Source organism: Streptomyces sp. KMM 9044, assembly GCF_024701375.2.
GTDB lineage: Bacteria > Actinomycetota > Actinomycetes > Streptomycetales > Streptomycetaceae > Streptomyces.
Genome location: NZ_CP113910.1, coordinates 1 through 23302, shown reverse-complemented (window position 1 = coordinate 23302; position 23302 = coordinate 1). Strand labels below are relative to the sequence as shown.

Sequence of the window (23302 nt, the reverse complement as noted above, 5' to 3'; positions counted from 1 at the left end):
CTAAATATGGCAGGTGTGGGCTGAGAAGGCGAACGCAAGTGAACCGCCGATGACGTGTCGTAAAGCTTAGACGACATCAAAACCAGGGCCTCAATGCTGTCCTGGGACAAGCCAGACGGGAACCTGTTTACTGGTCTGGCGGTGTCCGGCATGAAGGTGGCGCGAGCTCAGTCTGGGCTTCACAACGGAACTGGAGAACTCCTCGACGCGAAACCGCGATCCATGGGTTGACGTCACGGCCCCGGCGTAGTTGTGTGATGTCCGGTCCCGTGGTGGTTGGTCAGATGCCGTAGACGGCGAAGGCGTCTTCGTGGCGGAGGAGGTCGCGGCGGGCGTGGGCGATGTTGGCGCGTCCGGCGAGGCGGATGGTGCTGATCGCCAGGTTGCGGAAGCCGGCCAGGGCTCGGGGTGCTGTACCGGTCCTGACCTGGGAGTTGTCTTCTCGGAAGGTGACGTCCCGCACCCAGTGGATCTTGTTTTCCACAGTCCAGTGGGTTCTCTCGTAGTGGTTGAGGTGAGCGGGGCCGGCGAGGTCGGGCGGCAGGCTGGTGACGCCGAAGACGATCTCCTTGCTGGTCCATTCGTCGTCGAGGTTGCCGGTGTCGCGGCGGAGGCGGAAGACCTGGGATGCGCCGGGGAACAGGGTGTCGTCGGCGGGTGCGGTGCGCAGGGTGCGGCGTTCGGTGCGGCCGTGGCCGCGGTCGTCGTCGATCGCGGTGGTCTCGGTGAAGTCGGCGTCCGCGCCGGTCAGCAGCGCCTGGGCGGCGGCGTGGGCGAGGGGCTGGTTGCCCTTGAGGATCAGGACGTAGTGGCTGTGGAGAGGGCCTGTGATCAGGCGGGCGGTCTTCTTCGTGGTGTGCAGCGCGTCCAGGGTGAACACCCTTCCGGGCAGGTCGAGTCGGGTGAGCAGGGCCCGTGCGGCCTCGCCCTCGCCGCGCTTGTCGGGGACCTGCCTCTGGCCCAGGACCGCGCCGCTGGTGTGGTCGATCGCGCCGACCAGGAAGACCCGTCCGCTCTCGGTGCGGGCGCCGGCCAGGGCCTTGCCGTCCAGGGCGGCGGTCGGCAGCAGCCCGTCCGGCACCGGGTGCTCGGCTGAGCGTTGAGCGGCGCGGCGCTGTTCGCGTTCCACCGGTCCCGGGGTGGCGGGGATCTCGGGCGCGGGGACGGTGCCGCGCGCGAGGTCTGTGGTGTATTCGCAGGTCACGGCGTCCAGGGCGTCGGCGTCCAGATGGGCGAGCACTCGCCGGAAGGTGCGCTCGCTCGGCACGAGGTAGCGGCCGGCCAGCGGGTCGTACCGGGCGCCGATGCGGGCCAGTTTCGCTTGCGGGGCACGGGTCGCCCACTGCCAGATCGCGGCGATCGAGTCGCCGCCGATCACCAGCGTCGCGCACGCGGTCAGTGTCAGGATCACCGCGAGGGCGTGGCGTCGGCCACGCTTCGCGCGCAGGTCCGGGACCTGCCGCAACCTGCTGACCAGCTTGGACTCCACTGCCGCAGGGCCGGTGGCGAGCTCGGCCTCCCACAGGGCGAGGTCGGCGAGTTGGCCAACGGCAGGGGGGATCGGCGAAGATACGGGCACGAGCGCGACTCCTGTGACGATCTTTTGGCGTAGAGACCTGAAAGATCATCAGAAGTCGCGCTCGTCCTGCAACCAGCCACATCAAACCGGGGCAGAACAACTCAAGGGAGAACTACGCCGGGGCCGTGGGGTTGACGTGGCTCGCGAGAGGGAGAGGCGCAAGTGGCGAAGAGTCATGAGGGCCGGAGTACCGGTCGCGCGTCGGGAGGGCGGAACGTCCCGTAGTAGTGATGAAACCTCCGTAATAGGGGTGGAGCGAAGGGGACGTGTTGTTGGGTGTCGATCGGCGATCAACCAGCGATGGGAGGAATCGGATGGTCGAGACAAGGCCAGCGGACAAGCCGTTTGATATTCCGAGGCGGCTGGTCTGGAACGCATACCTGAAGGTCAAGGCCAACAGGGGAGCGGCTGGGGTGGATGGGCAGTCTTTAGCGGAGTTTGAGCAGGATGAGAAGAACAACCTGTACAAGCTGTGGAACCGGCTGTCCTCGGGAAGCTACTTCCCTCCACCCGTGAGAGCGGTTGATATTCCCAAAGCCGGCGGTGGGATTCGGAGCCTTGGGGTTCCGACCGTGGCCGACAGGATCGCCCAGACGGTAGTGGCTATGACATTGGAGCCTGAGGTGGAGCAGATCTTCCATCAGGACTCGTATGGCTACCGCCCGAGGCGGTCCGCGCTGGATGCGGTGGAGACGTGCAAGCAGCGGTGCTGGAGGCATCCTTGGGTGATCGACCTTGACATCCAGGGCTTCTTCGACAACGTGCCGCACGGCCCCATCAACGCGGCAGTGGAAAGGCATACCAATCTTCCGTGGGTTCTGCTGTATGTGAAACGGTGGCTAGTCGCCCCCGTACAACAGCCCGACGGAACGCTCGTCAGGCGGGAAAAGGGGACTCCCCAAGGGTCTGCTATTTCACCATTGTTGTCGAATCTGTTCATGCACTACGCCTTTGACGCGTGGTTGGTCCGGGAGTACCCGGCGATCAGATTCGAGCGGTACGGCGACGATGCTGTGGTGCACTGTGCCAGTGAGAAGCAGGCGATTTTCGTCCGCGACATCATCGAGGGCAGGCTGCTGCAGTTCGGATTACGTCTCCATCCGGAGAAAACCAGGGTGGTGTACTGCAAACAGGAAGGTCGTGAACGGGAGTTCCCGGTCACGAAGTTCACGTTTCTGGGGTATACCTTCCGTCCTCGGGCTGCCCGCTTGCGGGATGGGAGGCTGAAGACCGGCTTCCTTCCCGCAGTGAGCGAAACAGCCATGAAGTCCATGGCGAGGACTATCCGGAGCTGGCGACTGGGGCGCTGTACCGAGCTGAGCTTTCAGGAGATCGCCGCGATGATCAACCCCGTCGTGGCGGGATGGATCAACTACTATGGGCGCTTCTACAAGTCCAGGTTGATCAGGTTTCTGGAACAGCAGATCAATCCGTTCCTGGTGAAATGGGCCCGGAGGAAGTACAAACGGTATCGTCGTGCTTCAAGAAAGGCCCGGAGAAGGCTGGCTGAGATTGCCTCAGCATTCCCGGGCATGTTCGCTCACTGGAAGCATGGCGCGTTGCCCACTGGTTCAACAATGGGAGCCGTGTGAGTCGCGAGGTTCACGCACGGTTCTGAGAGCGGCGGTGGGTGAAATTCCCGCCGCCGACTCACCTCCGCCGAGGTTCCGACCGCCCCACGTGATCTGGTCACGCCGAGTTCGCGGCACACGTTCGCGAACTCCTTCGACGCATACTGGGCGCCGTTGTCGCTGTGGAATATCGCCCCGTCAAGAGTTCCGCCGCGGGTACGGGCCGCAGCCCGGAGCGCATCGGTGACCAGCTCGGTGCGCATGTGGTCGGCGATCGACCAGCCCGCCAGCCGTTTCGAGCAAAGGTCCAACACCGTTGCCAAATAAAGGAATTGGCCGTCGCCGATGGGCAGGTAAGTGATGTCGCCGACGTACCTGGTGTTCGGCTCGCTCGCGGTGAAGTCACGCCGCAGTAGATCGGGCACCGGCGTCGCGGACGGCTCGGGGACGGTAGTGCGGACCTTCTTACGCAGATGCACGCCCTGCAGGCCGATCCGGGCCATCACACGCGCGACCCGCTTGTGGTTCACCTCGATCCCGGCGTCCCACAACTCGGCCGTGATCCGCGGGACGCCGTAGGTACCGTCGGACTCCTTGTGGATCTCCCGGATCCGCCGGGCCAGGCGGGCGTCGGACCGCGCCCGCTCGATGCGGGCCGGGGCGCCCTTCAGCCACCGGTAGAACCCGGACCGGGAGACCTCCAGGACCCGGCACAGCCGCTTGACGCCGAACGCGCCGCGATGATCATCAACGAACTGGAAACGGCTCACCAGTTGGTCTCGCCGGCGAAATACTTCGCGGCCCTCCGCAGGATCTCCCGCTCGGTCTCCAGCTCCCTGATCCGAGCCCTGAGCTGCTTGTTCTCCTCTTTCAGCACATCGTCGGAGGGTACATCAACGGCCTGTACCGCCCGCGGCGAGCGACTCGCGGCCGCCGCACGGCCCTGCCGGGTGCGCTCGACCCGCACCCAATTCCGCAGCGTCTCCCGGCTGACGCCCAGGTCCTTGCTCACGCCCTCGAACGTATTCTTCGGGTCCGACAGGTACAGCGCGACAGCATCCGCCTTGAACTCCGCCGAGTACACCTTCATCACCATCAGTGACATCTCTTCCTCTGGACCCTCAAGGTCCAGTGTCCAAGGTGTCTACGATCCGGGGTGAAGCCCCAGCTCGGGCCGGGTCTGCTCGGGCCGGGACGGGGATGTCTCGTGCGGCCGCTCGCCTCTGCCAAGCCGCAGCGTGTGCGCTCGCCACCGGGTCCAGGAGTTCGCCGGGGCGGTGGCCTGATGTCCCAGGAAGCACAGCCCAGCGGTGTTGACCTGGCCCGGGTCGCCCTGAAGGCCGCAAAGGAGACGGCACGCAAGAACGGCGGCCGCGTGCAGCAACCCAAGCCCCCGCACCGTCCGGCCAGCCCGGCACGACGGGCGCGATCCAATGGGTCTGGGCGACGTGCTCGGGGCACTGGTCACCGAGCGGGTCTGGGAGCTCCCGGCCGCCGGCGCCACATTGCACGATCGGTGGGCGGCCATCGCCCCGGGGACTGGCCGGGCACGTCGCAGCCGTCACCTTCGACGCCGGCTCGGGCCAACTCACTGTGCACCCGGAGGCAGCGGCTTGGACGACGAAGACGCGCCTGAAGCAGGACCGCGTCATCGAGGCCGCCCACATATCGACGGGCCTCACGGTTGTCCGGACGCTGCGGATTTTCTCGCCCGGGGCGCTACCCACCACTGCACTGGCCGGTACGAACCGACCCCATAGCGGACGACCAACCATCAACTCTTACGAGACCACGAATTCAATTTCAGTAAGAGGTCATCTCACGTGTTGAGGCTGGTGAGCTTCCCATAGCGGGTCAGAATGTGTGATGTGCATCACATTAATGGTTCGCGCTGGTTGTTGCACAGTGCAATTGAAAGTCCCCTCGCGCCATGGGCTGAATGTCGCACGCACAATTCGGAACGATGCGCGGCCTGCGGGGAAATGCCCTGAATGGTTGACGGCGTGTCGGCCAACCGTCTTGCTGTGCCGTCTACGGCGGCCTGACATGAGGGCACCGAGGGCTGATTACCCATCGTGACTGATCGGCTTCCTTGCGCATAGCGCCCAGCTCCGTCATGTAGTGGTATTTCCTGGGATCAGGGTCGGCCGACACGGCCACGTGCCCTTCTTCAACCCCTTGACCTGGCAGGGAGGTTGGCGTTGACTCGCGGCACTTTTGAAGATCTCTTGGCCACGGGGTGGGAACTGTGAAGTTGTGGTGGGGGAGTCGTGTGTTGAGGCTCAGACGTGGGGCTGCGGTCAGCGTGACGCTGGCGTCGATGTTGTCGGTGATGGCGTTGCCGACAGCATCGGCTGCTCCGGCTGCGGACTCGGAGCCGACAACGTTGACAGAGGGCCAGCGGGCGCTTGCCAAGGCTGCTGAGTCGGGCGAGCGGGTCGAGGTGGTGGGGGAGCGGTCGGAGCGGACCACAGTCTTTGCCAATCCAGACGGGTTCTCCTTCACTCTTGAGGAGTCCTCTGTCCCGGTTCGGGTGGAGGACTCGGATGGTGGGTGGCTGAGTCCTGATCCGACGTTGGTGCGGCGGGCGGACGGTTCGGTCGGCCCGAAGGCAGCTGCTGTGCCGATGTCGTTCTCCGGCGGTGGTGAGGATGATCCGCTGGCGCGGATTTCCGAGAGCGGCCAGTCACTCGAGCTGAGCTGGCCGGGCGAACTGCCCGAGCCAGTGCTGGACGGTGCGAGCGCGGTCTACCCGAACGTCCTGCCGGATGTGGACTTGCAGGTTACGGCTACGGTCGAAAGCTTCCAGCAAGTGCTGGTGGTCAAGACGCCCGAGGCAGCTGCGCTGCCGCAAGTGAAGGAGCCCACCTTCGGCTTGAAGACCAAGGGCCTGACCGTGCGCAAGGGAGCGGCCGGCAACCTGGCGGCTGTCGACGGCGACGGAAACACGGTGTTCAAGGCCCCCACGGCTCAGATGTGGAACTCCGCCGGCAAACAGGCCGACCCGCAGCCGGACGGCACCACCACTCAGCTGGGCACCGCTGTCACAGCACTTGACGATCCGGTTGTCCCGGGCGATCCGTCGGAGACGGCGCCCTCGGGTACTGGACTCGCGCCGGGGCAGGGCGATGAGGTCGTGCGCATGGACGTCACGGTCGACAAGGACAGCCTGGCTGTCGTCTCGGACCCGCAACTGCTCACCAGTACCGAGTCCGGGGCGTTTCCGATCTTCATCGATCCCACCGTCTCCTGGGGCGAGGCGGAGCGAACCCTGTTGCGCAACGACGGCTACGAGTCCTACGGCTGGGGCAACGGCAGCGACGGCCGCGGCATGGGCATGGGCAAGTGCGGTACCTGGAACGGCCACAAGTGCGGGCCGGGCTACGTGCAGCGGCTGTACTTCGAGTTCTCGCCCGCGAGCCTGAAGGGCAAGCATGTCCTGGACGCCACCTTCCGCATCACCGAGCCGTGGGCGTTCCAGTGCGAACCGCGGTGGGTGGATCTGGTCCGCACCCCAGACAACATCTCCTCCGCCACGACCTGGGCCACGCGTCCGCAGGGCGGGTGGGACACCATGGTTGACCGTCACGTGTCGGCCGGTCGTGGTTCTTTGTGTGATCCGAATTCGCCTGATGCACCGATCGAGTTCAACGACAACCTGCCGGATGAGCCGAATGAGAACCTGACCGCCACCGTACGGAGCTTCGCAGAGGGGAAGTTCTCGCGTCTCACGCTAATGCTGAAGGCACATGACGAGACGGACACGGCGGCGTGGAAGCGGTTCAAGAACGACGCGACGCTTGCAGTGGACTTCGTCGGACTGCCGGCCAAGCCGTCGAACATCGGTCTCGCGAGCGGTACGAGCCACACATGTTCGGTCAAAGAGTCGGCACCGACCATGGTCTCCGACCCGACACCCGTCCTGACATCCACCCCTCAGACGGCTCCTGGTGGTGAGTCGGAGGCGCAGCTGCGGGTCGCCATGGACGTGGACAAGAAGCTTTCCGACGGCACCTGGACGAATGCCATCACTGAGATGGAACGTCCAACCACCGGGTACGTGGGAGACAACCACCGGCTCACGGGGGAAACACCCACCCTGGCCGACGGGGGCTTGTACCGGTACCGGTCATGGACTCGCTCCTACTACAACGAGGGCAAGAACCAACTGCCCGGCCCGTCCAACGCCTCGACCACGGGCTGGTGCTACTTCACAGTCGACTCCAGCCGCCCGGAAGCCCCGACGATCACCGTTGGCACGCCGTACCTGCCTTGCGTCACGAATGACTGCCCCAGTGCCGGTGCGCCCAACGCGGAGGCCACATTCACCGTCCGTGGCGAGGCGAACGTGGTCGCGTATCAGTACCGCATGTCGCAGGAGGCGGCCTGGTCCCCGGACATCGCCGGATCCACTGCGACCATCAAGGTCACCCCGAAGCGGGCGGGGCTTCACACCCTGTATGTCAGAGCCAAGGACAACGTGGGAGCGGGCCGCTACGGCTCCGAAGGCGTAATCGACTTCCTTGTTGCCACGACGGAACCGGCCGGCCGATGGCACTTCGCCGAAACCAGCGGAGCAACAGCCGTGGATGCCGCAACCGTGGACGGCAGCGACGACGCCACTCTCGCTGGTGCCACACGCGATGACCGGGGGCGCCGCGGTCTGATCAAGTTCGCCGCCGACGGTGCCCCGCTGCAGGATGAAGTCACGGACCGGGGACTGGTGCTGGACGGGGTCGATGACTATGCCGCCACCGACGGCCAGGTGCTGGAGACCCGTTCCTCGTACACGGTCGCGGCGTGGGTGCGAGTGGATCCTGCTGCCAGTCACACCTTGACGGTTATGGGGCAGACGCCCACCACGAGCCCGTTCGCCAAAAAGTACAGCCCCTTCTATCTCAGCTACGACGCATCCAGCGGCAATACGTGGAGCATGCGCACGCTGTCTTCCGATGCGACTTATCACGAGATCAAGTCGAAGCAGCCCTCTCCTCGTGGTGTGTGGACCCATGTCGCTGGCGTTCACAACGCGCAGGACAAAACGATCAGCCTCTACGTGAACGGTGTGCCGCAGGGCAGCACACCAGCGGGTGATGCGTGGGAAGCAGACGGGCCACTGCAGATCGGGCGCGTGATGCATGCTGACGCCTACAAGGACTTCATGCACGGTTCCATCGATGAGGTGACTGTCTGGCAGCACGCCCTCGGACCGGAGGAGCTGCAGGACGAAGCCAAGCTGCTGACCTCACAGAGCTACGCCGGTGTCGAGCTGATGGCGGACTTCACCCCGACCAGCACCAGCAGCACCTCGATCACAGACGCAACCTCCGGCTACGACAAGACGCTGAACCTGTCGGGCGGAGCTCATATCGAGCAGGACACGATCGTGTTCGACGGCGTCGACGACGCGGCTACCGCGAGCGGTCCGCTGGTGGACGACAGCGCGTCGTTCACGGCGAGTGCCCTCGTACAGCTGGACAAGGATGCGATCGCCTCCAAGCCGATCGGCTACACCGGGCAGGTCTTCGGACAGCGGGCACAGGACGGCTCAGCCTGGGGCATGTGGTACCGGCTGGCCGGCAAGGACACGGTGTGGAACGAAGAGACCCTCGAAGAGGAAACAAGGCTGCTCGGCGAGTGGCGCTTCGGCCGTCTCAACACCGACGGCACCTTCTCCGGGGTCGTCTCCGACGAAGTCGAGGTGGGCAGCGATGTCCGGCTGACCGGTATCCACGACTCCGTTGACGGCAAGGTCGGTCTCTACATCAGCTACGTGGACAAGGGCGAGACCACGTCCTACACGGCAAAGATTGGCAGCGGTGAGTTCGCTGTAGGCACCGCGTACATGAGCGGAGCGTGGAAGCACCATCTGCCCGCCCAGATCTCCAGCGTGAGGCTGTGGGCCGGGGCGATGGCCGGCTCCGCGCAGGTCGAGTCCTACGTGGGCGACTGACCCACATACAGGGTGGTGCGGTCCTCAAGCAGACCGCACCACCCCTTCAGTACATGTCACTGGTCGGTTGTAGTTCGCAGCACTTCAGGGTGGGGACGGACAGTCATGATGCATGGCATACGCAGAACACGGTTCTGGGAAGGAAAATCGGGGCGCAAACGCCTCACCACGGTAGTCGGAGTGCTGACCGCAGCACTGATGATGCCGACCGGTCAGGTGGCATTCGCCCAGGACGGCCCCAAGGCTCTGGGAGACCCTGGCCTGCCAGAGCAGCGTGTCACCGAGGTGAAGAAGGCCGACGAGCCCGGCGCCAAGAAGGCACGCAAGAAGGTCGCTGCCGACAAGGCAGCCAGCGCCGCCCGGTCACACAAGGCGAAGGCCGAGGCAACCGCATCCTGGCCGAAGTCCGGAAGTAAAGCCTTCACACTCAAGGCCGGTGGCGTATCCGGTAAGGCCGGCGATCTCCCCGTCACCTTGTCGGCGCACGAGGACAAGAAGTCACTCAAGCCCGGATCCAAGGCACGGATCACTGTCCTGGACCAGAAGGCGGCGGCGAAGGCCGACGTCACCGGCGTCCTGCTCACTGCCATCAGCGACGCCAGTGGCTCAGCCCGTCTCACCATCGACTACAGCAAGTTCGCTGCCGCCGCCGGCGGCGCCTGGGGTGCGCGCCTCCGCCTCGTCGAACTCCCGGCCTGCGCCCTGACCACTCCCGACAAAGCAGCCTGCCGCAAGCAGACGCCTCTGACCTCGCACAACGACATCACCTCGCAGACAGTCACCGCCCCGATCAGCCTCACCGCCGAATCAGGACCTGCCACCCAGCTCCGCACGAGCAGTGACAGCGGCAGCATGACAGTTCTCGCACTTGCCGCTGCGGCCAGCGCGGGGCCCGCCCCGTCGGGTGCCGGCGACTACTCGGCCACCCCGCTCTCCACTTCGTCCTCCTGGGCAGCGGGCGGCAATTCCGGCTCCTACACCTGGGACTACGACTTCACTCTCCCGCCGGCCGCCGCAGGACCAGAACCGGCTCTGGCCCTTTCCTACGACTCAGGCAGTGTCGACGGCCGCACCGCGACCACGAACAACCAAGGCAGCGCCCTCGGCGAGGGCTTCTCCCTCACTGAGTCCTACATCGAGCGAAGCTACGGCTCTTGCGACGACGACGGGCACAAAGACGTCTTCGACCGCTGCTGGAAGTACGACAACGCTCAGCTCGTCCTGAACGGGAAGTCCACCCGGCTGGTCAAGAAGTCAGGCTCATGGGACAGCACCTGGCATCTGGCCGGTGACGACGCCTCCAAGGTCACCCGCCACACGTCCGCCACCCCGGTCAACGGTGATGACAACGGCGAGTACTGGACCGTCACCACCGGCGACGGCACCCAGTACGTCTTCGGCAAGCACAAGCTCGACGGCGCTACCGACGAGCGCACCAACTCCGTGTGGACCGCCCCGGTCTTCGGCGATGACACGGGCGAGCCCGGATACGCCAACGGCGATGCCTTCGCCGACCGCGCCGAGACCCAGGCATGGCGCTGGAACCTCGACTATGTCGTGGACACCAGCGGCAATGCCACAACCTACTGGTACACAAAAGAGTCGAACCATTACAAGAAGAACAAGGCAAGCACAGCCAATGCCTCCTACACCCGCGGAGGCTACCTGAAGGAGATCCAGTACGGCCTCCGCAAGGGTGCTCTGTTCACCGACAAGGCCGACGCGAAGGTCACCTTCAGCTACTCCGACCGCTGCACCACCTCCGACTGCGCCCCGCTGACGAAGGACACGGCCGACCAGTGGCCCGACGTGCCCTTCGACTCCATCTGCACCGACGGCGACACCGACTGCCTCGCGACCAGCCCTTCATTCTTCTCACTCAAGCGGCTCACCGGCATCAGCACCCACTCCTGGTCAGCGGCTGACAACAACTACCAGCCCGTCGACTCCTGGGCGTTCACCCAGAAGTACGAGGACGGCGGAGACCTCGACGGCGACACCTCCGACCACGTCCTGACCCTTCAGACGATCAAACGGACCGGCAAGACCGGATCAGCGGACATCACGACGAACCCCGTCAGCTTCACCTACCAGTGGCGAGAGAACCGGGTCGACGGCACCGACGACATCCTGCCGCTGACCAGGCCGCGGATCTCCACCATCACCTCCGAGACCGGAGGCGTCACCACCGTCACCCTGTCCTCACCCGAGTGCGTCCGAAGCCAGGTCATCGACGCTCCGGCGGACACCAATACCCGCAACTGCTTCCCGCAGTACTGGAACATCAACGGCAATCCCGAAGCCTCCATCGACTGGTTCCACAAGTACCGCGTGACCGCAGTCCTCGAATCGGACCCAGGCACGGGCAACCTGCCAGTCGAGCACGCCTACGACTACAGCGGCGCCGCCTGGCACCACGCCGACAGCCCCTTCACGCCGAAGGACGAGCGGACCTGGTCCGACTGGCGCGGCTACCGCCAGGTCACCACCTATACCGGCGCCACCGACACCACCCGTTCCAAGACCGTCTCCCTCTACATGCAGGGCATGGACGGAGACAAACAAAGCGACGGCACCACACGTAGCGTAAGCACCGCACCTCTCGCCGCACCCGCCCTCGGCATCGCAGCCATCACCGATGCCGACCAGTACGCCGGCCAACTGCGCCAGCAGGTCACCTACAACGGCAGCACACCCATCGAGTCCGTCGTCAACGACCCGTGGTCCAAGGAAACCGCCCGGCAGACCGCCCCGGAAGCCGACGACCACGTCGCCCGCTATGTCCGCACCAAGAAGACAACCACCCACACCTACCTGGCCGCGTCTAAGACCTGGCGCGCCCACGCCGTCGGCACCACCTACGACGACTACGGCATGCCCGTCCTCGTGGAGGACGCCGGGCAAGTCGGCAAGGGCGGCGACAACACCTGCACCCGGACCTGGTACGCCCGCAACGCCGACGCAGGCATCACCAACCTGGTCTCCCGCACCCGCACCGTCGGCCAGGCCTGCTCCGTCCTCGACACCGCACTCAGCCTTCCCAGCACCTCCACAACGCGCGGCGACGTCCTGGCCGACACCGCCACCGTTTACGACAACCCGGCAGCAACCACCTGGACACCGAACCAGACCCCGATCAAAGGGCTGGTGACCTGGACCGGTCGCCCCACCGGCTACGCAGCGACGGCCGACAGCAACGGGCAGCGCAATCCCTCCGGCTGGCAGGCCGTCACCACAACTACCCATGACAGCCTCGGCCGCCCGCTGAGCACCACGAACGCCGACAACAAGACCAGCACCATCGCCTACACGCCCGCCGACGCAGGCCCCCTTACCCGCACCATCACCATCAACGCCAAGGGCCACCAGTCCGTGGCCTTCCTCGACCCACGCCGAGGCCAGCCCATCCGGTCCTACGACGCCAACTCGAAAAAGACCGAACAGACCTACGACTCCCTCGGCCGCCTGACGGCTGTATGGCTCCCCAACCAACCCAAGGCCACAGATTACGCCGCCAACATCACCCTCAAGTACCAGCTCAACACCACGGGCCCATCCTGGGTCTCCACCTCCACCCTCAAGAAAGACAGAAAGACCTACAACACCAGCTACTCCCTCTACGACTCCCTGCTGCGTCCCGTCCAGACTCAGACACCGACCCCCCTTGGCGGCCGGCTGCTGACGGACACCCGCTATGACACCCGCGGCCTGGCCTACGAAACACACGCCGACATCTTCGACACCTCCAGCACCCCCAACGGCACCTACGTACGCGCCGAGTACGGTGAGTCGCCCTCCCAGACCATGACCGTCTACGACGGTGCCGAACGAGCCACCACCAGCACCCTGCTCGTCGGCGGCAAGGAGAAGTGGTCCACCACTACCAGCTACACCGGCGACTCCACCGCCACCACCGCCGTCCAAGGCGGCACCGCACAACGCACCATCACCGACATCCGCGGCCGCATCATTGAGACACGCACCTACGCTGGCGAGCAGCCCAACGACACCGAGTATGGAAGCTCTCCCGGCGTCGCCTACCAGGCCGTGACCCACCAGTACACCCTCGACGGTCAGGAAAGCTCCGTCACGGGTTCTGACGGCGCCAAATGGACCTACGGCTACGACCTCTACGGACGCAAGACCAAGGTCAGCGACCCCGACAAGGGCCAGGCAACACTGGCGTACAACGCTTTGGACCAGCAGGTCAAGGCCACTGACTCACGTGGCAAGAGCATTCTGACCGACTACGACGAGATCGGCCGCCCGCTCGCTACATGGAGCGGCACCAAGAGCGACGCCACCCAGCTCACCGCCCACAGCTACGACACCCTTCTCAAGGGGCTGCCCGTAGACAGCACCCGGTACGTCGGAGGCAAGACGGGCAGGGCATACACCCAGGCCATCACCGCCTACGACATCATGTCCCGACCCGTTGCCGCCGAACTCCGCCTCCCCGACACCGACCCCCTGGTCGCAGCCGGAGCACCGGCAACCATCCCGATGGAGACGGAATACAACCCGGACGGAAGCCTGCAGTTCAACAAGGAACCCGCGCTCGGCGGACTGCCCTCTGAGCCCGTTGAATACGGCTACAACGACCAGGGCATGGTCACCTCGATCAACGGCCACACCGGCTACCTCCTCGAGACGGACTACTCCGCCCTCGGACAGCCCCTGAAACTGACGCTTGGCGCCGCGAATACCCCTGACCACAAGAAGGCGTACATCAACAACCGGTACGAAGAGGGCACCGGCAGACTGACCCGCAGCTTTGTCACCGATGAGACCCACTCCTACTGGCCGCAAGACCTCAACTACACCTACGACCAGGCGGGCAACGTCACCAAGATCTCCGACCCCGCCACTCTCGGCGGTACCACCACCGCCGACACTCAGTGCTTCACCTACGACAGCTACCGCCGCCTCACCGAAGCCTGGACACCCTCCTCTCAGGACTGTTCCGCCCCCCGCAATGCCGACCAACTGTCCGGGCCCGCCCCGTACTGGAACAGCTACACCTACAACTCCTCCAGCCAGCGGACCAGCGAAACCAAGCACACCAGCACCGGTGACACCACCACCACGTACTGCTACACGGGCCAGCAGCCTCACACACTGACCGCCACCAGCACCGCAGCCAACTGTGATGCCCCCAACCGCACCTACAGCTACGACGCCGCAGGCAACACCACCAGCAGACCCGGACCGAACAAGCAGCAGACCCTCTCCTGGAACGAGGAAGGCGACCTCGCCAAGGTCACCGAGGACGGCAAGGCAACGGAGTACCTCTACGACGCGGCCGGCGAACTCCTCATCCGCAGCACCACTGGCGGCGAACGAGTCCTCTACGCCGGCGACACCGAACTGCACCTCCGCGCCGACGGCAGCACCTGGGCACAGCGCCACTACGGAACCGACGAAGTCACCGTCGCGGTACGATCCAACGAAACCGGCAGCGACAGACTCTCCTACCTGGCGGCGGACCACCACAGCACCTCGACCCTCGCCATCGACGCCATCGATCAGACGTACACCAAGCGCCACATGGACCCCTTCGGCAATACGCGGGGAGCATCGGCTGGCAGCTGGCCCAACGACAAGGGCTTCATTGGAAAGACCTCCGACGCCACCACCGGCCTCACGCATATCGGTGCCCGCCAGTACGACCCCGCTCTGGGCCAGTTCATCAGCGTCGACCCACTGCTCGAAACGGACAAGGCACAAACCCTCAACGGCTACAGCTACAGCATCAACAACCCCCTCACCTTCAGTGATCCCACCGGCATGTACCTCGCCTGCGGTGGACGCTACGAAGCCTGCCCGACGAAGAAGCCAAAGCCCCGCCCCAACACCGCCGTTTCAGGCGGAAACCCCGGCAGCCCCGGCAACTCCGGCAGCTATGTCCCCTGGACACCGGGCAGCAAGAAGCGCATCCTCGCAAACCCCAGCAAGGGCCGATACAACGTCTACGGCAACCAGGGCCGCAACTCCTACGGCCCGAACCACGTCTACACTCAGGCGCAGTGGAACGTCGACCACGCCAATGCCCAGCAGCGCCAAGCGATAGACAATGCCAACCGAAAAGATAAGGAAAATGCGCAGCGCACTCAGAACAAGAAAAGCGGCTGGGACAGCTTTACCAGCGGTCTGGGTGACGCCTGGGATGCAACCGGGGGGGAGGTTGCGTCGGCCGCTGCGGATGTCGCTGATTCCGTTTGGGACCACAGAAAAGAAATAGGTGCGGCTCTTATTGGGGTCGCCGGTTTTGCCGGGGGCGCACTTTGCGGTGCATCGATTGTCTGCGGTGTGGCAGTCGGTATTGGCGCAGGCGTTACTGCCTATGTGGTCGCGAATGGAAAGAAGTCGACAATGGAGGGCGCATTGTGGGCGGGCGGAACTGGAGCGATTGGGGGCGGGGTCGCGGCCAAGATTGGTGGTAGCCCCTACGCCATGCAACTCAAGTCCACCCTCAGGATGAAGTTCAGGCTCTGGAAACTCGATAGAAAGCTACAAGGCATCAAGCGAGACATCTATGAGTGATGCAGAATGGCGCGCAATACTGGTCGACTCGCTCAAGCTATGAAAGGGATAGAAATGAGTATCTGGAAAATCCTCACGTCTATCGCGCTGATCATCGTCGCTTTCTGGCTGTGCGTCGATTTGAGCCCTCCATGGAATACAAGCCTTCCCGTACTTTTTGCTGTCGCTTTGGGGATCACTCTGAGCCCTAAGAGTAAGAATGTGAGGGATAAGCGAAGGGGTGGCAGTTAGCCTCGATCTTGCATGACGGTCTGCCGACGGAGTCGGTGGACCGTTTCGCTTTCGGTGACTGAGCTTGTTCTTTTTCTTCCGGCCTCGAACGGTGTCTCGAACTGAGTCGCTCACCTAGGGATTCGCCGGACGCGGGGGCGGCCTTCGTCTGATTATGTGCTCCGACCAAGGTGCACTGACCAAGACGAAGGCCGTGAGGGTGAGTCTGCTGCCTGATGCCGTACGGAGGGAAGCGTTCGCGGAAGCGTCACGCTTCTGGGGAGAGTTCTACGAGTGTCTGACCGCCCGGCGGGATGAGTTGTTCGAGCTGGCGGACGCGGTGCTGTGTGCCGACGGTGCGGTGAAGTCCCCGGTGGACCTGACACTGTTGCCCGAACATCGTCGTGGACACGGAGCGATGTACGGCGGCCTGAACCACGGCCGCATCGACACCGATCGGCTGCGGACGGTGCTGGCCGGGCTGTCGCTGCCGCGTTTCGACGGCGGGCGCCTGGTGCTGGCGGTCGACGTGTCATCGTGGCTTCGCTCGGACGCGCCGTGCTCGGCGGAACGGCTGTTCTGCCACGTCTACGGCCGTGCGAAGACGGCGTCGCAGTTCATTCCGGGCTGGCCCTACTCCTTCGTCGCCGTGCTGGAGCCGGGCGCCACGTCCTGGACCGCGATCCTGGACGCGGTCCGGCTCGGACCGGTGGACGACGCGACCGCGGTCACCGCCGCCCAGCTGCGAGGAGTCGTCGAGCGGCTCATCACCGCGGGCCAGTGGCAGAACGGGGACCCGCATATCGTGATCGTCAGCGACGCCGGCTATGACGTCACCCGCCTGGCGTGGGTCCTGCGCGATCTGCCGGTCGAGCTGGTCGGCCGGGTCCGCTCCGACCGCGTCATGCGGCTGCCGAAGCCGCCCCGCCGGCCGGGGACGAACGGCAGGCCGCCCAAGCACGGACCGGAGTTCCGCTTCACCAAGCCGGAGACCTGGCCCGAGCCCGCGATCACCACCGTCACCGACACCACCAACTACGGCAAGGCCGAAACACAGGCATGGGACCGAGTCCACCCAAGGCTCACCCACCGCTCGTCCTGGCTCGACCACGACGGTGAACTACCCCTGGTTGAGGGCACGTTGGTCCGGCTGAAGGTCGAGCACCTGTCAAAGGAACGAGACGCTCCGCCGGTGTGGTTATGGTCCTCGAAGACCGGCGCCACCCCGGACGATGTGGACCGTTTCTGGCAGGCATTTCTCCGTCGCTTCGATCTGGAGCACACCTTCCGCTTCGCGAAGCAGACCCTCGGCTGGACCACCCCGAAACTCCGTACTCCCGAGGCGGCGGACCACTGGACCTGGATCCTGATCGTCGCTCACACCCAGCTCCGGCTCGCCCGCCCTCTCGCCGAAGACCTCCGCCGGCCCTGGGAGAGACCCACCGCCTCGGACCGGCTCAGCCCGGCCCGGGTCCGCCGGGGGTTCAGGAACATCCGCGCTCACCTCGCCTGCCCGGCCCGCGTTCCCAAACCCCGCGGCGCCGGCCCCGGACGACCCTCCGGCGCCAAGAACAGACACCAGGCACCCCGCTACGACGTCGGCAAAACCGTCAAACGCCCCGAGACCCTCAAGGCCATCGGCAAGCCCGGAAGATCTTGGTAGATAAAGAACAAGCTTGGGCAAGGCGTACGAACCGCTGAACTACGGTTTCACCTTGGGGCGCCTCCGGGGCCGCAGTGCACTGCGAGGGCCGGCCGGGCCCGTATCCAGGCAGTGCGCCCGGCCGGTCCGGGCGCAGGTGCCCTTGTGGGAGGCAGCCGCCTCCGGCAGACAAACACGATTGGGTGCGGATCCTTCTGGGGGAAGGTCGTTGATCAGGCTCCGAGTTGGTAATCCCGCTGTTCGGGGTAGGTGCGCTGGTGCTCGCGGGTGTGGTGGTAGGCGAGGTAGTCGTCGAGGTCTCCGTTGGCGTGGACGGCGCGGAGTTTGAGTACGGCTTCGGCGCTGTCGAGGCCCCAGCGGGCGCCGGTGATGTCGAGGCGGTCACCGATGAGGTGGCGGCAGGCTCCCTCGACGGAACCGGTCGCGATCGGCCACCCGTTCTTCAGCGCGATGTCGTAGCGGAGTCGGGCGAGGTGCCCGGTCAGGTAGCGGACACAGGTGCCGACGGCCTCGCGCTTGGAGCCGGTGAGCTGGTCTTTCTCGGCCTGCGTGGTCATCTCGCGGGTGACGCGGGCGGCGTGTCCGTGCAGGATCGCGGTGAGTTTCTCCGCGGCGAAGGTCTCCGCGGCCTCGCTGCCGGCCGGGTGGAAGGCGTGGGCGGCCGTCCAGAGGTATTCCGCGACATGCACGAAGTCGATCAGGACGTGGATCGTCGCCTTGCGCCGCCGTGCCTCGGCCTCGACCAGATCGAGTTGGTGGTGGGCGCCGTCGACGAGGACGAGCCAGGGCCGCAGGTGGCCCCGGTCGCGGTCGGCGGCCTGGGTGAACGCCTCGGCGATCACGTCGGCCGGGTCGTGGATGAGCGAGGCGGTGCACCACCGGTTGACCGCCTTCGGGCCGGGACTGGGCGTGCGCAGGCCGCTGCGACCGCCCGGCGGGTGGACGATGTCGTGCGGACGACGCACGGCGGGGACGGTGTCGTGGACGCAGGCGATCGTCGCCATCCGTTTCCTGTTCGGTTTCTCACCCGGCGCGAGCCGGGCCTGTCGGCCGCGGCGCTTTTTGGCCTCGGCGGCCCGCCGGGTGGCCTCGCGCAACGCTTCGGGCCGCATCACCACACCCTTGCCGTCGACCTGGATGACCAGGGGCATGTCGGCCGTGCACGCGGGGGCGATCTTGTGGTGGTAGAAGGCGTCGATGTCGACGGCGGCCTCAACGACCAGGGATTCGGCCCGTCGCTTGCCCAGGACCTTCCCGCACCGGTCGGTGATCGCCGAGACGGCCTGGTCGTAGGAGGAGCGGACCGCTTCGCGGACAGCGAGGCGTTTGATGCCGTGACTGTGCCGGCCGTGCGGCAGCGACAACCGCGCGTCCGCCGGGTGCGCATTGGCCCGCCCCCGGCTCCGCCAGGCGCACCGGGTCACGGTCACCTTTCCGAACAGACAGGTCAGCTGCCGTTCGTGTCCCCGCTCGCGGTACGGTCGCCTCTCTCCGTCCGCACCGAGGACCGGCTCCGGCGGCGGGTGCTGTTCTTCGCGGACCGCGCGCAGATCGAGGTGGTCCTGGAAGAAGCGGCGCAGGATCTCCCTGCCGTCGACCTCGATCAGACGCTCCACCGCGGCGTGGTCCAGCTCGGCGGTCTCACGCGCCGACAGCCGTGCTGCCAGCGACTTCACCGCCTCCATCGAGCAGGCAAACGGGTCGGGGACATCGCTGGTGCCGTAGCGTTCCATCCGGGCTCTTCTTCCTGATGTTCGTTTCGGTTCGCACCTACGAATGTAGGGAGAAGAGCCCCTTGAACACCGGGAGTTGACCTACCTCACCGAGCCGGCTGCCGCCCGGTGGGCCGAGATGGTGAACTGCCCCGGCGCCTGTTCGGCCAGCCAGCCCCGCTCAACCAGCCTCTTCAGCTTCGACCGTGTCGCCTCGATCTTCGAGGTCTGGGCGGGCAGCCCGATCCTGGGCACGATCTGCTTCGCCTGCACCGCCCCCGGCGCGTCGTCGATCACGTCCACGATGTCGCGGTAGACCGGCGGGAGATCCACGCTGGTCATCCCCTCCCGCCAGAAGGTCACGGTCTGCACCCCCACCACCCGGCCCCCGCCCACCGGCAAGGTCTCCGCCGGCGGCCGGGCCACTTCGAGGGCCACTCCCTCGGCCGCGAGTTCCTCCAGAGTCTCCCGCGTCACCGTCAGCCGATCCAGCCGGCCCCGCTCGGCCTCCAGCCGAACGGTCAACGCGGCCACCTCCCGCTCGAGTTCCTCCACCCGCAACCGCACCGCCGCCTGGCGTTCCTCCAGCTCACCGATCAACTAGCCCATCCGGCACCGCCTCCTCTACCGCCACGGTAGACAAGCCGCCACCCCACCCACACCCGGATCAGCGAAACCCCAGCTCAACCATCCCTGGAAAGGATCCGCACCCAACACGATTGGCCCCTTCAGCGGACTGCACGCGTATCCCGGCAGGCGTTGTGGGAGTTGATCACGGTATGAAGAAGTCATCCTCCCGCATCCTCGCCATCGCCGCGCTCACCACCGGTGCAGCCCTCGCCTCCGCGGCCCCCGCGCAGGCCGGCATCATCGACGGCACCCTCAACAACGTCTCCGCCCTGGCTTCCGGCAACCCCCTGGGCGCGCTCCTCAACGGCGCCCTTCCGGACGAGTCGAACAACAACGCGAACACGAAAACGTCAGGCAAGGAGAACAACAGCACCAACTGAACACCCGCACGCCCCGGGCCCCACACCCACCGCTACGGAGAGCTGCCGCAAGCACCTGCCCGGGCCGCCCCGGCTTCACCACGACGACGAATGCGTGACCCTGAAACTGGCCGACGAAGACCGCCAGGACGGAGAACCGCTCCCGGCGGCACTCGCCATGGCCGACAACCAGCAGATGCACCCACGCTTCCCCCGCCGTCGGGTCTGTACGGTGAGCGGTGTAACTCCCGAGCTGGAAGCGACAGTTGATGACTGACGTGGCGAGTGACATCAAGGCCGGGGAGGCCGTGGTGAGTGGGACGGGTGCCGTGGATGACGGGCTGGTTGCCGAGCTGGTGGCCCGGGCCCAGGCCGGTGGGGTGAAGCTCACCGGGGAGGGCGGCCTGCTGCAGCAGCTGACCAAGCGGGTGCTGGAGTCCGCGCTGGAGGGCGAGCTCACCGACCATCTGGGCCATGAGCCCGGTGAGCGGGCCGAAGGCGGCCGGGAGAACTACCGCAACGGGCACCGGTCGAAGACGGTGATCACCGAGTCGGGGCCGGTCGAGATCGCGGTGCCGCGGGACCGGGCCGGGTCGTTCGAACCGCAGCTGGTCAAGAAGCGGCAGCGCCGGCTGGGCGGGGTGGACGAAATGGTCCTGTCCCTGTCGGCGAAAGGGCTGACGCACGGGGAGATCTCCGCGCATCTCGCCGAGGTCTACGGGGCGGAGATCTCCAAGTCCACCATCTCCACGATCACCGACGGGTGTGGCTCCTTTGGAGGGACAGGCTGAGCTGGGCATTTGCCGGTTGGGCTCGACTGCCGGTCGTGGAGATCCTTTCGGAACCAGCAGGTCACGCCCGCGCGTCGCATCAAGATCGACAGCGCGGAGGGTGCCGGTCACCGCGTGACCCGCTGTCGTGGTCGAGTCGATCACTCGGGCGTGCCTCAAGCCGCAGTTCACGCAGCTAGGGCCGTCCCTCCAAAGGAGCCACACCCGAATCGGATTCGTGGTGGTACGCACCCCCAACCCGTCCAGCACCGCATCGCTCTCCAGCGAGCACACCGCCACCATCGGGGCCCGGTGGCCCACCCGGCGCCACGCCTCAGCGGTCTGTGCGAGTAGGTCCAGGGTCGGCACGGTCACGAGGATCCGGCCGCCCGGGAAGCAGTCCAGCGCGCACGCGGCGGCGGTGATCGTCTTGCCCGATCCGGTCGCGGACACGATGGTGCCCCGTGCCCCCTCCGACGGCACTGATGATCTTGCAGGGAATCCCATCCACCTCCGAAACGCCGACTTCTGATCGACCTGGTGTTCCCGAAGCCGGATACCCAGCATTTCCACGCTCCTCCTCTGCCTTCTTTTCTGCTCGCTTCGGAAATCACCAGGACGGCGTGAAGGGTGGGACGGACACCGTGCCGTCCTCGCCCACGACGATCCGCTCGGCGAGCTGGGCCAGGACCTGAGAGGGGCGCAGCCCCGTCCGGCTGGCCACCGTCTGGATCAGTCGACTGGGCGCGGCGGACAGCCGGACCTCCGCTCGCAGTTCATCCGCTTCCTCCCCTGCCGTTCCCCGAAGGCGGCCTGTGCCGCAAGAGCACCAGCAAGCCGTTCCTCACGCTCGCGAGCCCACACCGAGCCTTGAGCGTCCTGTTCTGGCTCGTACACGCTCCAACCGGCTGCAGTCATCAAGTCTCTGACGCGCTGCCACTCAGCGTGTTTAGCCAGCCAGATGGCAGCCAACCCCTCCCGGTCCATCTCGAACTCGTAGAAGGAACCGTTCCCCCTCAACTGCTCCGCGGTCTCCCGCTCACGGACAGCGGCCTCCGCGACCTTTTCCGCAACGGCGGCGATGTCCAGGCCATTCGCTTGACGCCGGACCTGATCCCGCGCCACGTCCTGAGCACTCCACATGCGTTTTCCCTTTTCCGAAAGGCGCGGGCATCTGGGCCCGCATCGGGTGGTTGAGGGGTGTCCCATACTTCCGCCAACGCTACATGGTGCATCAACCTGATGCACCCACTACACCAGAACCCGAAACGAACGAGGCCCCCCACTCTCGCAGCCAGCCCGGCCCGCGAAGTGGGCCCCAAAGGTCCTGGAGGCGCAGCTGGAAGGACCGTCAGGTGGGGGAGCGCAGCGGACCCGCCGGCCCGGACTGCAGCGCAACGGGAGCCCGGTAGCGGGACGAAGTCCCGCCGCTCCGGGAGCGCAGCGGACGGAGCGTCAACCCCGATGCGTAGCATCGGGGTTGGGCGGGTGGCGCAGCCACCCGCCAGCGCTCCCGCGGAGCGGGAGCGCAACCCCCGTGCGCAGCACGGGGGTTCGCTTGCACATCGCGCAGCGATGTGGTACCCGCTCCGCGGGATCCTCGATGCAGGCGTGGCGGAAGTCGGTGGCGTGGCCGAACCGTTTGGCGTGCCGAGTCCTGGTGGCGCCGGGCGACGGCGAGGATTGTTCCTCGGTCATGTCGATGCCGATCACCCTGCCGCCGTGGGACCCACCAGTTGGGACAGCGCGTAGACGTCGCGTCCGCTGCCGCAGCCCAGGTCGAGCACGGTGGCCCCCTCAAGCGCGGGTGGGATGGGCGAGCCACCAGCCGTAGAAGCGCTCCATGACCTCGTCGTGTACTGCGCCGAGCCGCGGCGATGTGCGGCGCCGGTACCGCGTCCGTGCAGCAGGCCGAGGTCTTCAGATCCGCGGAGGACGCGAGGACCCTGCCGTAGTAGTCCTTGACCGATTCCGCCACGGTCGAGTCCGGTTCCTGTCGCTCCGGCCGTACGCCGATCGTCGCCATGTCTCTCCTCTGCCGCGTGCTGCCGTGAGTCCCGGCGGACTTCCTCGCCGGGACGGAAACCCGCTGGGCATGGCCCGCCATTCCGACTCCGCTGTGCCTGAACCAGACTGCGTCCGTCCGGGCGTCACCGGCCGTCGGCAGCCGCGGTGACCTCCCCTGCCGTGGGAGCGGACGAACCGGGCCGCCCACCAGCCGCCCGCGCTGAGGAGCAGCAGGCTGCCCGACGCGATCCACACAGCCCGGAGAGATGGGATCGCGCAGCGAGCCGCCGAAGCAATACGTAACT

The 23302-nt window shown here is 66.0% G+C and carries 10 protein-coding genes and 3 pseudogenes; 7 read left to right on the top strand and 6 right to left on the bottom strand.

The annotated features are described in order from the left end of the window. Positions 1 to 280: 280 nt before the first annotated feature. Positions 281 to 1579, bottom strand: a complete 1299-nt coding sequence (locus tag HUV60_RS00070) for an ISAs1 family transposase (protein WP_269441097.1) — start codon at positions 1577 to 1579, stop codon at positions 281 to 283. A 314-nt stretch (positions 1580 to 1893) separates the two neighbouring features. Between HUV60_RS00070 and ltrA the strand changes: the two genes are divergently transcribed. Then, the gene (gene ltrA, locus HUV60_RS00065; RefSeq protein ID WP_257847794.1) at positions 1894 to 3171 is read left to right on the top strand and encodes a group II intron reverse transcriptase/maturase; all 1278 of its coding nucleotides are present in this window, start codon (positions 1894 to 1896) and stop codon (positions 3169 to 3171) included. A gap of 62 nt (positions 3172 to 3233) precedes the next feature. On the opposite strand, the pseudogene HUV60_RS00060 reads toward ltrA, so the two are convergent. Further along, positions 3234 to 4246, bottom strand: a pseudogene (locus HUV60_RS00060) (IS3 family transposase); the annotation flags it as partial. A 1224-nt stretch (positions 4247 to 5470) separates the two neighbouring features. Here HUV60_RS00060 and HUV60_RS00050 point away from each other — a divergent pair. The 3 genes from HUV60_RS00050 (at position 5471) to HUV60_RS00040 (ending at position 17519) form a co-directional block, all read left to right on the top strand. Beyond that, on the top strand, positions 5471 to 9103 hold the full coding sequence (locus HUV60_RS00050; RefSeq protein WP_443047484.1) for a LamG-like jellyroll fold domain-containing protein: 3633 nt from the start codon (positions 5471 to 5473) through the stop codon (positions 9101 to 9103). Positions 9104 to 9301: 198 nt separating this feature from the next. Continuing rightward, positions 9302 to 15646, top strand: a complete 6345-nt coding sequence (locus tag HUV60_RS00045) for an RHS repeat-associated core domain-containing protein (RefSeq protein WP_257853214.1) — start codon at positions 9302 to 9304, stop codon at positions 15644 to 15646. 430 nt (positions 15647 to 16076) lie between these two features. Further along, a complete protein-coding gene (locus HUV60_RS00040; protein WP_331461963.1) occupies positions 16077 to 17519 on the top strand; it encodes an NF041680 family putative transposase in 1443 nt (480 codons plus the stop codon). 212 nt (positions 17520 to 17731) lie between these two features. On the opposite strand, the gene HUV60_RS00035 is transcribed toward HUV60_RS00040, so the two are convergent. After that, positions 17732 to 19252, bottom strand: coding sequence for an ISKra4 family transposase (locus HUV60_RS00035; protein ID WP_269441095.1), 1521 nt, complete (start codon positions 19250 to 19252; stop codon positions 17732 to 17734). 81 nt (positions 19253 to 19333) lie between these two features. Continuing rightward, positions 19334 to 19831, bottom strand: a complete 498-nt coding sequence (locus HUV60_RS00030) for a hypothetical protein (protein WP_269441094.1) — start codon at positions 19829 to 19831, stop codon at positions 19334 to 19336. 179 nt (positions 19832 to 20010) lie between these two features. On the opposite strand from HUV60_RS00030, the gene HUV60_RS00025 reads away from it, so the two are divergent. From HUV60_RS00025 to HUV60_RS00015, 3 genes and pseudogenes are all read left to right on the top strand, one after another. Then, complete coding sequence (locus HUV60_RS00025; protein ID WP_257850498.1) at positions 20011 to 20241, top strand: hypothetical protein; 231 nt, start codon at positions 20011 to 20013, stop codon at positions 20239 to 20241. 94 nt (positions 20242 to 20335) lie between these two features. Then, positions 20336 to 20497, top strand: coding sequence for a hypothetical protein (locus HUV60_RS00020; RefSeq protein ID WP_257850499.1), 162 nt, complete (start codon positions 20336 to 20338; stop codon positions 20495 to 20497). Continuing rightward, positions 20490 to 20981 (top strand): annotated as a pseudogene (locus HUV60_RS00015) (transposase); the annotation flags it as partial. The gene HUV60_RS00020 and the pseudogene HUV60_RS00015, both read left to right, overlap by 8 nt. A gap of 198 nt (positions 20982 to 21179) precedes the next feature. Here HUV60_RS00015 and HUV60_RS00010 read toward each other — a convergent pair. Together HUV60_RS00010 and HUV60_RS00005 are read right to left on the bottom strand one after the other, a co-directional pair. Beyond that, a pseudogene (locus HUV60_RS00010) lies at positions 21180 to 21557 on the bottom strand (DEAD/DEAH box helicase family protein); the annotation flags it as partial. 165 nt (positions 21558 to 21722) lie between these two features. Continuing rightward, positions 21723 to 22115, bottom strand: a complete 393-nt coding sequence (locus HUV60_RS00005; protein ID WP_269441093.1) for a hypothetical protein — start codon at positions 22113 to 22115, stop codon at positions 21723 to 21725. Positions 22116 to 23302: the final 1187 nt, after the last annotated feature.